11 protein-coding genes and 1 tRNA gene are annotated in these 13,291 nt (G+C 61.9%); 7 read left to right on the top strand and 5 right to left on the bottom strand.

Translation table 11 applies throughout. From position 1 onward, the window contains the following. Positions 1 to 5: 5 nt before the first annotated feature. A complete protein-coding gene (locus tag GRI59_RS14830) occupies positions 6 to 2,606 on the bottom strand; it encodes a TonB-dependent receptor (protein ID WP_183363664.1) in 2,601 nt (866 codons plus the stop codon). A gap of 109 nt (positions 2,607 to 2,715) precedes the next feature. On the opposite strand from GRI59_RS14830, the gene GRI59_RS14825 reads away from it, so the two are divergent. Then, entirely contained in the window at positions 2,716 to 3,933 is a 1,218-nt protein-coding gene (locus tag GRI59_RS14825) for a TetR family transcriptional regulator (RefSeq protein ID WP_160762013.1), read from the top strand. A 522-nt stretch (positions 3,934 to 4,455) separates the two neighbouring features. Then, a complete protein-coding gene (locus tag GRI59_RS14820; protein ID WP_419866807.1) occupies positions 4,456 to 6,594 on the top strand; it encodes a penicillin acylase family protein in 2,139 nt (712 codons plus the stop codon). 181 nt (positions 6,595 to 6,775) lie between these two features. Here the strand turns inward: GRI59_RS14820 and GRI59_RS14815 are convergent, their stop codons facing one another. Further along, the gene (locus GRI59_RS14815) at positions 6,776 to 7,567 is read right to left on the bottom strand and encodes a ceramidase domain-containing protein (RefSeq protein WP_160762012.1); all 792 of its coding nucleotides are present in this window, start codon (positions 7,565 to 7,567) and stop codon (positions 6,776 to 6,778) included. Positions 7,568 to 7,699: 132 nt separating this feature from the next. Here GRI59_RS14815 and GRI59_RS14810 point away from each other — a divergent pair, with 132 nt between their 5' ends. Then, positions 7,700 to 7,939, top strand: coding sequence for a hypothetical protein (locus GRI59_RS14810; protein WP_160762011.1), 240 nt, complete (start codon positions 7,700 to 7,702; stop codon positions 7,937 to 7,939). 150 nt (positions 7,940 to 8,089) lie between these two features. Here the strand turns inward: GRI59_RS14810 and GRI59_RS14805 are convergent. Continuing rightward, positions 8,090 to 8,179 (bottom strand) — tRNA-Ser (locus GRI59_RS14805). A gap of 179 nt (positions 8,180 to 8,358) precedes the next feature. On the opposite strand from GRI59_RS14805, the gene hspQ reads away from it, so the two are divergent. Together hspQ and GRI59_RS14795 are read left to right on the top strand one after the other, a co-directional pair. Further along, on the top strand, positions 8,359 to 8,739 hold the full coding sequence (gene hspQ, locus GRI59_RS14800; protein WP_160762010.1) for a heat shock protein HspQ: 381 nt from the start codon (positions 8,359 to 8,361) through the stop codon (positions 8,737 to 8,739). Between the two features lie 65 nt (positions 8,740 to 8,804). Continuing rightward, positions 8,805 to 9,407 (top strand): hypothetical protein, encoded by a 603-nt coding sequence (locus GRI59_RS14795; protein WP_160762009.1) that lies wholly within the window; start codon positions 8,805 to 8,807, stop codon positions 9,405 to 9,407. Here GRI59_RS14795 and GRI59_RS14790 read toward each other — a convergent pair. Beyond that, positions 9,397 to 10,245 carry an ABC transporter permease gene (locus GRI59_RS14790; RefSeq protein WP_160762048.1) on the bottom strand — a complete coding sequence of 283 codons (849 nt, stop codon included), beginning with the start codon at positions 10,243 to 10,245 and terminating at the stop codon, positions 9,397 to 9,399. The two genes, GRI59_RS14795 and GRI59_RS14790, sit on opposite strands and share 11 nt — an antisense overlap. Positions 10,246 to 10,387: 142 nt before the next feature. Between GRI59_RS14790 and GRI59_RS14785 the strand changes: the two genes are divergently transcribed. Further along, on the top strand, positions 10,388 to 11,110 hold the full coding sequence (locus tag GRI59_RS14785; RefSeq protein ID WP_160762008.1) for a GcrA family cell cycle regulator: 723 nt from the start codon (positions 10,388 to 10,390) through the stop codon (positions 11,108 to 11,110). 311 nt (positions 11,111 to 11,421) lie between these two features. Continuing rightward, a complete protein-coding gene (locus GRI59_RS14780) occupies positions 11,422 to 12,387 on the top strand; it encodes a DUF481 domain-containing protein (RefSeq protein ID WP_237440868.1) in 966 nt (321 codons plus the stop codon). 133 nt (positions 12,388 to 12,520) lie between these two features. Here GRI59_RS14780 and GRI59_RS14775 read toward each other — a convergent pair whose 3' ends face one another. Continuing rightward, entirely contained in the window at positions 12,521 to 13,201 is a 681-nt protein-coding gene (locus GRI59_RS14775; RefSeq protein ID WP_160762007.1) for a spermidine synthase, read from the bottom strand. Positions 13,202 to 13,291: the final 90 nt, after the last annotated feature.

Below are 13,291 nucleotides of genomic sequence, written 5' to 3'. Positions count from 1 at the left end.
GCTGGTCAGAAGTTGAAACGCACACCGAACAGATAGCGCTCGCCAATGCGCTCCACTTCGGACGGGGTTGTCGGCGTGCCTTCATAGGCGACATAGGTCTCGTTAGTGAGGTTGGCGAGATCCGCGAACAGGGTGATGTTGGGTGTCAGCGCATAGCGGGCGATGACATCGAGGTTTTCGAACCCTTGCCGGAACTCACCCGCGCCGAGGCCCCCGATGGTATCGAGGAAATCAGTGCGCTTCTGATAGGCAACCCGCAGGCTCAGCCCGGCATATTCATAGAACACCGAGGCGTTCATCACCGTGTCCGACAGGCCCTGGAAGGCGAAGGTTTCCAGCTGCCCGGCAGCATTGCGCGCCTCGAAATCGCCACCCAGCAGCGTCAGGTTGCCCTGAACCCCGAGGCCGGCCAGCGCACCGGGCAGGAAATCGAACTGGGTTTCAATGTTGAATTCGACCCCGTAGAGCGTGCCCTTGTCGCCGTTGAAGGTCGATCCCAGAAGGTAGTCCGACCGGTCGATCCCGCCGCTGTTGTAGAGATCCGATCCGACCCGTTGCTGGCTCTGGTAGAGCACATCCTCGACCCAGCGGTGGAAGCCGCTAATCGACGCTATGCCATTGCTGGCAAAGTAGTATTCGACGGCCGCATCCACGCCCCAGGTGTATTCGGGGGTGAGGAAGGGATTGCCGCCGCCGATGGTGGCGCCTGTGTCGCTGATTGAGGCGCCCACGCGGATCGCGGCATAGGCCGGGCGCGAAACCCCGCGTTGCCCGCCGAAGCGCAGGACGACATTGTCGCTGGCCTCGTAACGAATGTTGAGGCTAGGGAAGAGGTCGAAGATGTCCTGCGACACGGCCAGAGGCGTCTGCACCGCGCCGACCAGCACGGTGCCGGCATTGTCGATTTCGTATTGCTCGGCGCGCACGCCCGCGACCAGTTGCAAAGGCCCGGCATCCCACTGGGCCATCGCGTAACCGGCGATGATGCGTTCCTGCTGATCGTAGAACGATGTCGGCAGCACGAAATTTGCCGGATTAATCCCGGCGCGGCCGAGCGCGGCCTGCAATTCGCGGTTCATTGCACGGGTATCAACATAATTGATCCCCACGCCGAGCGGGAACTGGGTGTCCCACGGCCGGTCGGTGGCAAAGCCGTTGGGGTTGAACCCGGTCGCCGCCAGCGGCACCACGCCGCCGATGCCGATGTTGTTGCCGACAATGTCGCGGGTGGTGGTATAAAGCCCGGCGCTGATCTTGAGCTCGTCCAGCTGCTTCCACGCATCGAGCCGGCCCGACCACGCCTCGGAGGTCACCCCCTGCACAATCGGAATCAACACGGTGCGCGGCAGGTTCTGTTCGGTGATCGGGATTGAGGTGAGCTCAGCCCCGCGCGACAGCACGCCGGCGGTGTTGACGGTGCGGAACAGCCGGACAGTGGGGAAGCGCGCATCGGCGGTGCGGTCATAATCGACACTGATTGACCGGATCGAGGATTGGATCAGCGGCAGATCGGTGGTGTTTTCGGTGCGGGTGTAACCGACAATGCCCTTCACCCCGCCTTCTGCCGTATCATAGTCGAATCCGGCCGATCCGATGTAGTTCTGGTTGAGATACAGCCCGTCGTTGTAATTGGTGGTGATCGAGACATTGTTCAGGCTGCCGGTCAACAGCCCGCGGGTGCCGCGCGCGGCGGCTTCGCCGATTTCGATTTCATAAGCGTGGCGTTCCTCACGGTCGCGGAATTCGGTGAAGATGCCGTTGACGAACAGCTTCAGATCATCACTGGCGCGCACCTCGAAGGCCCCGAACAGCCCGTTGTTTTCGCGGGTCAGTTCGTAATTGCGGATGTCGATGTCAATCGGAATGCCGTTCGCATCGTAGCCGGCCTCGCGGTTGTCGGTCACCTGGTTGCGGCGGTAGTGGGAACCGCCGATAGCGAAGCCGATGCGGTCATTGGTCCATGACAGGCGCAGCGAGCCCTGACGCTGCGGCCCTTCGCCAAGGGCCATCAGGCCGTAGCCCGCATCGCCGGTCATGCTGAAGCCGGCCTTGCCATCATCGATCGGCGAGAAGGTCTGCAAATCGACCAGCGCGGTGATCGCCTCGGCGGTGATGTCGGGGGTGAGCGACTTGTTGACCACCAGCTGCTGCAGCAGCACGGCAGGCACCGCGTCGAAACGGAATGCCCGCTCGCCGCCGCCTTCGTCGGTGCCGGTTTGCGGCAGGCCATCGATGCTGACCGAGGTCCAGCGGTTGGGCGCACCGCGCACCTGAATATAGCGCGCCTGGCCTTGGTCGAGCTGCACCGCAACCCCCGGCAGGCGAGCGAGCGCGGCGGCGATGTTCTCATCCGGAAAGCGGCCGACAGAATCAGCGGTGGCGACATCGGTGACATTGAGCGCGGTACGCTTGGCTTCAGTCGCATTTTCAAGCGAGCCGCGGATCGAGCCGGTGACAACGATGACGTTGCCAGCCTCGTCTTCGCCAGCAGCGCCGGACTCGGTCGAAACCTTGCCTTGTGCGGCGACCGGCATCGCCAAGAACAACACCCCTAGCGCACCGCCGCTCAGCATGGCGGCACGGAAAGACTTGGTGACATGCGACATCGACGATACCCTTATTGCCATGATTCGCAGCCGAGTTAGAACGCTTGTAAGTAATCTGGGTGACAGTGACACTACCGGTTCGCAGAACCGAAGAACGCGAGGGCTTCCAGTGCTGAACAACATCGAAGATGTCATAAAAAGATCGCAGTTGGCACGGAAAAACGTCTTAAATGCGACACAAACTCGACTCGTAGACGCATTGCTGGACGTTTGGCGCACCGTGCCCGCCGATGCGATTTCGGTGCGGACTGTGGTCCAGAAGGCCGCCGCAGCGCAGTCGTCTATCCATTATCACTTTGGTGATATGGAACGTTTGTATCTGGTCGCGACGCGTGCTGCGCTGAGTGAGGGCCATGCATGGATGGAAGCGCAGCTGACGCAGCTTGGCGCCTTTGCCGGGGAACCGCTTCCGGCCGCGTTGCAGGCATCGCTGATTGCCTCGATTATTGCGGAATGGACAGCCGGGCAGCGGCGATTGGCAATGGCATGGCGCCATGCCCCAGATGCTGAATGGCAGGCTGCATGGGACGGGTTCTGGAGCCGCCTTGCAACAATCATCGGCCTCGGTGAACACGCAGATTGCCTGGCCTGCTTCGCTGCGGGAGAGGCCGCGCGACACCTACTGGTGTGGAATCCACCTCTCGACCGCGCATTGCTGGAAGAAACGGCGAGCACCTTGACGTTATGGTTGAGCGAGCAGCGCTTTGTAGCGGAAAGTGTTCGCCCCACTTATCGTGCACTCGCCAAGCGCGGCTATGACATGCCTGTGCTGCATCTCGATTTGCCGGGAACAGAAATCGCAAATGCGGCGGCCGAGCTGTTGGCAGAACAAGGCCATGCCGGCGTTACATTCCGCGCCGTTGCGACACGGGCCGGGGTCACGCTCGGTAAGGTCATTCATGTCTTCGGCACCAAGAGCGCTCTGCTCCACGCAGCCCTGCACAATCTCTATGAGCGCGAGGCACTGGGCGGAGACCCTGACCAGCTTCTGGCGCGCAAGCTCGTTCCCGAAGCGATGCTCGACCGGCTGCTTGAGGCGGTCATTGAGAGGCATCAGCCGGTCCTCACAGCCTATGACGAGATCGAGCGCGCGATCTACAATGGCGACGATCATGCTTCGTTGCGCGGCCTCGTGCGCGCAATGGATGATCCCAGCGGGACATGGGCGTTGCGACAGATGCTGGGCGGTATTCCCCCCTCGGCATCGCTCGTTGCCGCATTTTCCGCCATTATCCGGGGAATTGGCTATCGCGCGGTCCATGGCGGGCTTGACGAGGGTGACCTTCAATTCGGCGCGCGGACGGCACTACGGCCTTTTCTACTTTGACAAGAAGCGACCGCTCCTGCGTCGCTTGCAGAACTGCAGCTTTTGATGTTGAGACCGCGCTGAGCTGACGCTTTGCACTGCGAGGCATTCGCCCTCCCCGGATGACGATCGCAAAAGCTTCGGCGAAGTGTCCGTTATCGCAACGGAGACCGTCAGCTTTCAGGTGCTACCATCGCCTACCGCAATGGTAGGAAGTGGGTGGATTCCGCACAGGCAGCTTCTTGATGAAAATATGGAAAGCCGCCGTTCACTGCGCTTTTTTTGATAAAGTCAGGATGCGGCAAGAGCTCTGTCCATCCGTTTCGTTCGCCAACTCCGTCATGGCCACTTCCGGAGTCTCAGCGCCGCCTTCGTCGAAAAGGCGGAGACCGATACGAAGGGTGACCCCCAATACATACGAAAGGCCCCAACGCTATCAGCGGCACACCATCCTGATGGCTGCAGGTACATGATCGCCACTGGCGCAAGTGCATACCCGGCGTTAGCAACGGTCCGGGACGATTTTTTTGGGAGGGACTGCCTGTGCGCCGCTTTACAACCTTCTGCGCCGTCTCGTTGCTTCTAAGCACTGCAGCGCATGCCGCCCCCTATCGCGCCGAAATTGTTCGCGACGACTGGGGCATAGCGCACATCACCGGCCGTTCCGACGCCGACGCTGTGTTCGGCATGATCTACGCTCAGGCCGAGGATGACTTCAACCGGATCGAAATGAACTACCTCACCAGCCTTGGTCGCCTGGCTGAGGCCGAAGGTGAGAAGGCGCTGTGGCAGGACCTGCGACAGCGACTGTGGATTGATCCAAATGAACTGAAGGCCGACTATGCCAAGAGCCCGCCTTGGCTGCGCAATCTGATGCAGGCTTGGGCCGCAGGCCTCAATAAATACCTCGCCGACCATCCGGAGGTGAAGCCCAAGGTGCTTACCCGGTTCGAACCGTGGATGGCGCTTAGTTTTTCCGAGGGCTCGATTGGTGGCGACATCAGCCGCGTTTCGCTCGCCCAACTTCAAGCCTTTTATGAACGCCGCACAATCGCGATGACCCCCGAGGAACGCGGCCTAGTGCAGCGCGAGCCAACCGGATCAAATGGCTTCGTGATCGCGCCTTCACATAGCGCCAGCGGTCATCCGTTGCTGCTGATCAACCCGCATACGAGCTTCTTCTTCCGCGCCGAGCAGCAGGTGACCAGCAGACAAGGTCTCAACACCTATGGCGCGGCGACCTGGGGGCAATTTTTCATTTACCAAGGCTTCAACCAAAACGCGGGCTGGATGCACACCACCAGCACAGCCGACACGATCGACGAGTTTGTGGTGACAGTGGAGACAGCAACTGGTGGCGATGGATGGACGTATCGCTACGGCAAGGAGCAACGCCGGGTTACCGTAAAGACCGTTGCGCTCGCTTACCGCAAACCCGATGGCACGACCGGCAGCCGGACGTTCAACACCTATGCCACGCATCACGGCCCGGTGGTTCGCGAAGCGGACGGCAAGTGGATTTCGGCGGCATTGATGCATAGGCCGGTGGCAGCGCTAAAACAGAGTTTTTTGCGCACCAAGGTTAAGGACCTTGCAGGTTTCCTGCGGGTCGCAGAGCTGCAGGCAAACTCGAGCAACAACACGTTGTTCGCCAGCAAAACGGGTGAGACAGCGTTGCTTCTCCCGCAATTCATGCCGCGGCGCGATCCGCGTTTCGATTACACAAAGCCCGTCGATGGCAGCGACCCGGCAACCGACTGGCAGGGGCTGCACCCGTTAAGTGAGCTGCCGCAAGTGGTTAACCCGGCCAACGGCTGGACGATGAACGTCAATGACGGGCCGTGGTGGGCGGCAGGATCCGACAGCCCCAAGCAGGCGGCTTACGCGCGCTATTTCGACAAACTTGGCACCACGCCGCGCACGCCGCACGCGATAAAAGTGCTGAGCGCTACGCCGAAGTTCACACTCGATAGCCTGATCGCGGCTGCTTACGATCCCTGGATACCGCTATTCGCCGAGCAGCTCCCTGAACTGGTTGCGGCGCAGGCGCGCAATCCCAGTGCGTCGCGCGAGGAGGCTGTCGCGCTCCTTGCCGCATGGGACCACCGCTGGAGCCTGACCTCGACCGAGACCAGCCTCGCCGTTTTTTGGGCCGATGCGCTGTGGGAGCGGGCTGCCGCCGCTGCCGGAGTGCCGCTGGCCCCGGTGCAGCAAGCGCTGATGGCGCAAGCCAGCGATGCCGAAAAGCTTGCTTCGCTAGACGCGGCGATCACCCGGCTCAAAGAGGACTTTGGTTCGTGGCGGGTGCCGTGGGGCGAGATCAATCGCTTCCAGCGCCTCGACGGGGCGATCGTCCGAACATTCGACGATGCCAAACCGAGCATCCCAGTGCCGTTCGTTTCGGCTAACTGGGGCTCGCTCGCCTCTTTCGGCGCACAGCGCTATCCGGGGACCCAGCGTTACTACGGCGACTACGGCAACAGCTTCGTCGCGGTGGTTGAGTTCGGTCCCCGCATCCGTGCTCGCGCGGTGACCGCAGGAGGCCTGAGTGGCGACCCCGCCTCCCCGCACTTCAACGATCAAGCGCCGCGCTATGCGGAAGGGAATCTGCGGGAAGTTCAATTTTATCCAGAAGACCTCATCGGGAAATCAAGTTCACGCAAGGTCGTTCGAGGCGAATGAACCGGTGAACCAACGGCAGCTTCCGACGCTGTCGGAAGACCGTAGCAACTTCCAAAATGGGGTCGCTTGCTGAATTTATGCTTTTGTTGAAAATTCCGCCTTAGCTGCCTGCCCTCTATCGGCAATGCGCCCCATCACCAGGAACGGCGGCAGCTGGGTGGAAAGCTCCCAAATGCCCAGCTTAAAGGGGGGCGTGCCGACGCTCGCTGCGGTAATAGTTGAAGGAAAGCCAAAGCGAGGCCGCACCGAGCAGGTGCCACACGGCGTGGCCCTGCAGGAGGCTGTGAGGCGCGCAGACCACACCATCCTGGTCCAGAACCCAGATGCCGAACGCGGTGGCTGTCGCAGCAAGACCCCAGAGATAGAATGCAGTCTTTACGCCTGGTCGCCACCTGCGCGCAAAGACCAGTTCCATGGTGATCGCAAGGATCAGCAGAACGGCAAACAACCATCTGCGAACTTCAGGGGCAACGATGAGGATGGTGACCAGCGACAAGCACAGCAAAGCATAGATTACGACTGCAGCGCCATCGGGGATCCGGCGCCACCGCGCTATCGCCGAGACTAGGAGAAACGAACCCACAAGATACATGCCCAGCACATCGAAGAACTGGCCCCATAAGGTCAGGGTGGCGTGCAGCAAGCCAGATCCCACGCCTACCACGATCGCGGTAACGCCCAGTGTGCGCCCGGAGATGGCGGACAACGCCGATCCCGGATCGCGATCATAGGGCAGTGCAAGCATCAGGCTGCCGATTAGGACGTAGCCGAAAGATGACCAGGTGTTTGCCGGCTGCTGCAGCAGCATGCCGGTTCGCGGCGCCTCGCAAAAACAGCGAGTGGCAGTGCAGCTTGCCGGGACGTATGCAGCCCAGTCCGGGCCGAGAGCAGCAAGCAAAGCCAGAAACCCGAGACCACACAGTCCGGTCAGCATCAGCGCGATGAATACCGAGCGTCGTGAGATAGTCTGCAAGGCGCATTCCCCCCTACTGCATGGGCTAGCAGGGTCGCCACCTCCCACCAAGAGTTGCGCGACACGAACACGAGTAAGCGTGCATCACAAGGACTGTCTGTCGAATGGCAAGTCTATACGGTCTGGCCGCTCTTGGCGAAACCCGCCATTGGTTCCATCGCAGTGGAACGGCTGCAAAGTCCCAGTTGCGGACCCTCACAGGTGCGTGGCGACGATGCTGAACGAACGGCGGGTACCTCAATTGTTTGGGATAGCCTGTTCGACAGCGATGACGAGGCCTACGCCGCCTTCGAGCTGGTCGTCGACGAAGAGGGCGTGCAGGCCTTCCTAGACGAGGACAACGTCATTCCATTCCCGAGTGGACGGCGGTAGTCGAAACCGCTGTCCACAAACGTGCGCTGATCCCTGTGGCTGATTTCGACTCGAGGCCGGTCGGAAAGGTTGAAGCAGCCAGTTTATTAGGGAGCCATTGTGGGAACGAGACCCCAATAATCAAATTTTCTCTTTTAAATCAAAGATATTTGGCGGAGAGGGTGGGATTCGAACCCACGTTACCGTCGCCGGTAAACCGCATTTCGAGTGCGGCGCATTCGACCACTCTGCCACCTCTCCGCGAGGCCTGCCGCGATGCTTGAGGCCATCTGGTCGGGACGGCTGGCGACAGGGAGCGCGCCCGTTAGCCCAAGGCGCGGGGCTTGCCAATACCCGAGGGTGCACAAAATACGGGCATATCTCGCATCTGCACAAAACCGGCGCTTGTTTTGCGAGCGCAAAGGTCCATATTATCGGGCATGGAACGTGCAGAGTTCTTCTCGAGCCAGGCCGGGCGTACCATCATCGCACCGCGCCAGACCCGTGCCCGCTTCGGCATCGGCGATGTGGTCCGCCACCGCCTGTTCGCCTTTCGCGGTGTGGTGTTCGATATCGATCCGGTCTTCGCCAATTCGGAAGAATGGTACCAGTCGATCCCCGAGGATATCCGCCCCCGGCGCGACCAGCCGTTCTATCACCTGCTCGCCGAAAACGATGATTCGTCGTATGTCGCATATGTCAGCCAAGGCAATCTGATTGCGGACTCCGATGGCGGGCCGGTCGATCATCCGACGGTGCGCCAGCTGTTCGAGAGCTTCAAGGACGGCCGGTACCGGATGCGAGCCTCGCTAACTCATTGATAATCCCTTTGGGATAAGTTGAGGCCATGTCGGAAAAGACGGGCCTGAGCCAAGATAACCCCATCATGTCGCGCCTGCGGCTGTCGCTTGAGCGTGAGCTACGCTCTAACGAGACGGTGGTATGGCATGGCTGGCAGTTAGGCCGGCTGGAACCGCTCAGCTTCGGGATCTACATCTTCGCAATCCCATGGACGGCGTTTTCGGTGATGTGGACCGTGCTTGCCACCGGCGCGATTGCTTTTTCGGGCGATGGTGGGCCGGGCTGGATTGGCTGGGCCTTTCCGCTGTTCGGCGTGCCCTTCATCGCCATCGGCCTTGCTATGATGGCTCGTCCCTTTGTGCCGCTGTTCCAGAAAGGGCGCGTGCTCTACGTGGTGACGAATGAGCGCGCGCTGAAGCTCAGCATGGGTCGCGAGTTGGCGGTGGAGACCGTGCCGGCCGACCGCGTCGGCTTGATCCAGCGGTTCGAAAAGCGCGACGGAAGCGGCCGGCTGCAGCTGGCGGTGAAGATCGGCAAGGACAGCGACGGCGATCGCCAGACCGACTACTTCGAGATTGGTAATGTGGCCGATGTGATGGGCGCGCAGGAAGCGCTGAACCGCATTTCTGCCAGCGCCACCAACGCCTCAGCGCTGGCCAAGGGTCAGGCCAGCTCGCTCAGCTCTTGAGCTTCCATCCTGACCGCAGCAGCGCATAGACGCCTGCCGCCAGCACCGCGTTCAGCACCAGCAGCCCCGCCGCTGCCGCCATCAGGACAGTGCCAGGCCCCATGTCGCTCGCCCCGAGGAAGCCATAGCGGAAGCCGGAGATCACGTAGAAGAACGGGTTCAACCGGCTCACCCACTGGAACACGGGATCGAGGTTCTCGATCACGTAGAACGTGCCCGACAGCAGCGAGAGGGGCGCGATGATGAAGTTGGTGACGGCGGCGTTGTGATCGAACTTCTCGGCCCAGATCGAAGTCGCAAGGCCGAGCGTCGCCAGCAAGAGCGATCCCATCAGGCCGAACCACACGACCGCCCAAGGGTGCGTCATCGCCAGCGAAACGCCGGGCCACAGTGCAATCGCCAGAGCCACAGCCAGCCCCACCGCAATCGCGCGGGTGACGGCCGCCGCGAGAATGCCTGCCATCAATTCGCCGGGCGACAAGGGGGGCATCAGCAGGTCGATGATTGTCCCCTGCATCTTGCCCGACAGCAGCGAGAAGCTGGAATTGGCAAATGCGTTCTGCATCATTGCCATCACGATCAGACCGGGCGCAACGAAGCTGGCAAAGGGTACGCCCAGCACTTCGCGCCCCTGACGGCCCAATGCGACCGTGAAAATCACCAGAAACAGCAGGGTTGTGAAGGCCGGAGCCCAGATCGTCTGCGTCTGGACCTTGAGAAACCGGCGCACCTCCTTCATATAGAGGGCGAAGAGCCCCACGCGATTGACCCCGATGATAACGGGCACGCCGCGCGGGGAAAACCGGATGCTCCCGCCGGTCTTGTCATCAGGCGTCATTTCAGTCACGGGAGCAGCGTCGTGCAAAGGGTTTGCTGAAGGAGCGCGTTCGGCCATGGCGCAGGTGCCTAGGCTGCATGGGACGCTCTGACAAGCAGCAGCGATTTACGGCACGCGCCGGACACAGGAACAGGTAGTACATATGGGCTGGACGGACGAGCGCATCGCAACGCTCAAGAAGATGTGGGAAGGCGGCTCCACCGCGAGCGAGATCGCGGCCGAACTCGGCGGGGTCAGTCGCAATGCGGTGATCGGCAAGGCGCATCGCCTTGGCCTGAAAGCGCGCCCCTCTCCGGTGAAGGCCAATGACAAGAAGAAGCCGGCCGCTCCTGCCAAGAAGCCCGCTGTCGCGCCCGCGCCGCGCGTGGCTGAACCGCGGACCGAACCCGCTGAGCGCAGCGTGACCGGCGAAGCGGCTGAGCGGCCTGCGCCGCGCGCCGCTGCCCCCTCCCCCCGCGCCGAAGCGGTGGCGGATGATGGTCTGAACGCGGTGCCCTCGCAGCCCGTTCCCGGCCCGCCGGCCGATCTGCCCAAGATCGTCTCGGTCGGGCCTGGCGGCTTCCTGCGCCAAGGTCCAGGTGATCAGCAGGCCCCGATTCCCCCTGCCCCGCCGCGCCGTCTCGTGCCCGCCAAGCCGAGCCCAGAGATTGCGGGCAAGACCACGCTGCTCGATCTGTCGGAAAAGGTGTGTCGCTGGCCGATGGGCCATCCGGGCGAGGCCGATTTCCACTTCTGCGGCGTGGCGGTGAACCCGGGCTTTCCCTATTGCGTCGAGCATTGCGGCCGCGCCTATCAGGCACAGCTGCCGCGCGGTGTGCGTCGTCCCCCGCCGCCGCTGCCGTTCGGCGGACCGCGCGTTCGTTAAGGCATCTGCCGAGGCTGCCTGCTCGCCTCCTGATTCGGCCTCCGTTCCAGCACCACCGCGTTCAGGTTGGTGGGGCCGTGGCCGGTGTTGGAGACACATGAGACACAGTCCAGGATTCAGAAAACCCACGGGGTGCGCAGGGCCGTGCGCTCGCGCGGCGGGCTGGCTGGTCCATTCTGTCCGATAAGGGGCGTTCATGCGCGCGATCGTGACGGGCATCAACCGAGTAGGAAAGCCCCTTCGCGCAAGCAGGACTTGCCCCGCGCCTGCCCAGCCCTGTATCGCGGAAGCGGTCCAAAGGGAGCGCTAACATGAGTTGCAAGGCTGGTGTACGAGACGTGACCATGGCGACCATCATGGTCGGGCTGGCGGCATCCGTTCCGGCCCATGCCGAATTGCCCGAACCCGTGCGCGCCATGATCGATGCCGCTATCGCCACTGGCGATGAAACCAAGGTGCGCACCGTCACCGAAATCGCGCGCGCGACCAATCCGGGCGATCAGGAAGAAATCGACGCGATTGTCGCCAATTTCGAAGCCCGCGTTGCTGCACGCAAGGCGGCCGAGGCCGAGGCGAAGGTGGCACAGATCCGCTCTGCCGGAATGTTCGACAACTGGTCCGGCAAGGGCGAGTTTGGCGCTTTCCGGGCCACCGGGAACTCAGACAATACCGGCGTGACCGCAGGTCTGACCTTGGACCGCCAAGGCATCGACTGGCGCCACAAGTTGACAGGCCGCGTCGATTACCAGCGCGCCAATGGCCTCACGACCCGCGAACAATACCTCGCCCGCTATGAGCCCAACTTCAACGTCTCCGACAATTTCTATGTCTATGCGCTCGCCCAATACGAGCGCGACCGGTTTCAGGGCATCGCGGCACGCTATGCCGTGTCAGGCGGCATGGGCTATCAGGCGCTCAAGGAGGATGACATCCAATTGTCGGTCAAGGCTGGCCCCGCTTACCGCGTCACCGAATTTGCCGATGGCCGCAACGAAAGCCGGATCGCCGGGCTGATCGGCCTCGATTTCGACTGGAACATCACCGAAAAGCTCAAGCTGACGCAGGACACCAATGCCGTGGCTGAAACGGGCGGATCGGCGGTCGCCATCATCGATTCGCGCAACACCACGCTCGATCTGATCACCGGGCTTGATGCCCGGATCAACCGCAGCCTTACCGCGCGGTTTTCCTATGCGGTCGAGTATGACAGCAACCCACCGCCGGGTGCAGTGCAGACCGATACGCTGAGCCGCGTAACGCTGATCTACGACTTTTAGTCACGGTTCACTGCCGTGAACGCAGACCTCCCGCCCCGCCTCCCCACCCGGCCACCATATCCTGATGGTATCATTGGTGGCCGGGTGGGGAGGCGGGGCGGGAGGTCTGACCCAAGCTCTTTGAGCTTGGCTTTCAGCTCTTGCGCGCGAACCAGATGATGTGATGCGCGCCCTTTTTGTTGGGGCGCGAGCGGACGTTCCATTCCACGATTTCGAGCCCGGTATCGCGCAGGCGCTTGACAAAGGCGGGGTCGGGCCCCGCTGACCATACCGCCAGAATGCCGCCCGGCTTCAGGGCATCACGCGCCTTGGCGAGGCCCGTGCGCGAATAGATCCGGTTGTTGGCATCGCGCACGATCCCGTCAGGGCCATTGTCGACATCAAGCAGGATCGCATCGAACTTGGCGCAGGTGCCATCGTTCGCATCATCGATCAGAGCGGCGACGTCGCAGATTTTCAGATCGAGGCGCGGGTCCGACAGGCCCTCCCCCGTCAGTTCCGCCATCGGCCCTTTGGCCCAATCAATGATCGCGTCAGAAATTTCGGCGACCACAATCTGCGCCTTCTCGCCGAGCCGTGCCGCGGCGGCGCGGTAGGTGAAGCCCATGCCGTAGCCGCCGATCAACATGCGCGCATGCTCTTTGCCCAGCCGATCGATGGTGAGCTGCGCGAGCTGTTCTTCCGAGAAGCGCATCCGCGTGCTCATCAGCTCGTTGCGTCCCAGCACGATCATGAAATCGGTGCCGTGACGATAGAGTTCGAGGCAGACGCCGTCCTCGATCTGGGTGCTGTCGATCAGTTCGCGCTGGAGCATTCGTAGTTTCCCAATCAGAAGGCCGCCCGGAATGATCCGGGCGGCCCTTGTAATTTAGCTCGTCACCCCAGCGAAAGCTGGGGCCTAGAG

The sequence above is a fragment of the Erythrobacter ramosus genome, from assembly GCF_009828055.1.
In the GTDB taxonomy this organism is placed as follows: Bacteria; Pseudomonadota; Alphaproteobacteria; order Sphingomonadales; family Sphingomonadaceae; genus Erythrobacter; species Erythrobacter ramosus.
Note: the sequence above shows the minus strand (reverse complement) of the source record. Positions and strands in the feature narration are given on the sequence as shown.

What these genes read in the sequence shown, in the direction of transcription:
- hspQ (WP_160762010.1), top strand. Translation starts at nt 8,359, where the DNA reads ATGGAACGTGCAGAGTTCTTCTCGAGCCAGGCCGGGCGTACCATCATC.
- GRI59_RS14795 (WP_160762009.1), top strand. Translation starts at nt 8,805, where the DNA reads ATGTCGCGCCTGCGGCTGTCGCTTGAGCGTGAGCTACGCTCTAACGAG.
- GRI59_RS14790 (WP_160762048.1), bottom strand. Translation starts at nt 10,245, where the DNA reads ATGACGCCTGATGACAAGACCGGCGGGAGCATCCGGTTTTCCCCGCGC.
- GRI59_RS14780 (WP_237440868.1), top strand. Translation starts at nt 11,422, where the DNA reads ATGAGTTGCAAGGCTGGTGTACGAGACGTGACCATGGCGACCATCATG.
- GRI59_RS14830 (WP_183363664.1), bottom strand. Translation starts at nt 2,606, where the DNA reads ATGTCGCATGTCACCAAGTCTTTCCGTGCCGCCATGCTGAGCGGCGGT.
- GRI59_RS14775 (WP_160762007.1), bottom strand. Translation starts at nt 13,201, where the DNA reads ATGCTCCAGCGCGAACTGATCGACAGCACCCAGATCGAGGACGGCGTC.
- GRI59_RS14785 (WP_160762008.1), top strand. Translation starts at nt 10,388, where the DNA reads ATGGGCTGGACGGACGAGCGCATCGCAACGCTCAAGAAGATGTGGGAA.